Raw genomic sequence first — 703 nt, 5'->3', positions numbered from 1 at the left:
CGTCGAGCGACCGGAATTCCTCCAGCGCATGGACCCGGGCGTCGGGTAGGGCCGACCGCGCCATCGTGGCCAGCGCGTGGCCGGGGCCGAGTTCGATGACCCGGTCGGCGCCGTATTCCCGGGCGGCTTCGAGGCAGGCTGCCCAGTCAATGGTATGGGAGATTTGGCGTGCCAGTTTGTCGAGACCATCCTCGGGCCGGAACATCGTCGCCCCGTCGAGTCCGTTGACGAGGCGCGGGGCGCCGGCCGGCGGGCGGTGCAGGGTGACGGCGCCGAGCGCGCTTCGGAACGCATCGCTTGCTTCCGCCAGCAGCGGCGTGTGCGAGGGCGTGTGGACCGGTAGCACCACAGCCCGCTGCGCCCCCGCCCCGGTGGCGTCCCGGCACAGGGCTTCGAGCGCATCGTGTCGCCCCCCGACGACGGCGCTATCCGGGGCGTTGCGGATAGCGAGGTGGCAGGCGCGACGTCCGGCCAGGGATTCGAGTGCGTCGAGCCCGAGGCCCCGGATCCCGGCGAGCCCGAACCCCTCCCCGGAGGCGGAATCCATGGCCTCGGCGCGCCGGGCGGCCAGGGCCAGGACGTCGGCGTCGGCGATCCGCCCGGCGACGCCCCAGGCGGCGAGATCGCCGATGCTGTAGCCGGCCACGATGGCGCGGCCGGAGAACGCCAGCCCCCGCCAGGCGGCGAGCGCGGCGACGCAGCA

Annotated in this window: 1 protein-coding gene; it reads right to left on the bottom strand. The window is 74.5% G+C overall.

The window, feature by feature from the left end; all coding sequences use genetic code 11:
- The coding region (locus tag ACTXGO_RS15465; protein WP_443575143.1) for an acyltransferase domain-containing protein at positions 1 to 703 on the bottom strand (703 nt) is incomplete at both ends.

It is taken from the genome of Psychrobacter sp. T6-1 (genome assembly GCF_052258445.1).
The sequence above is the reverse complement of the archived record's forward strand: the minus strand, read 5'-3'. Positions and strand labels throughout refer to the sequence as shown.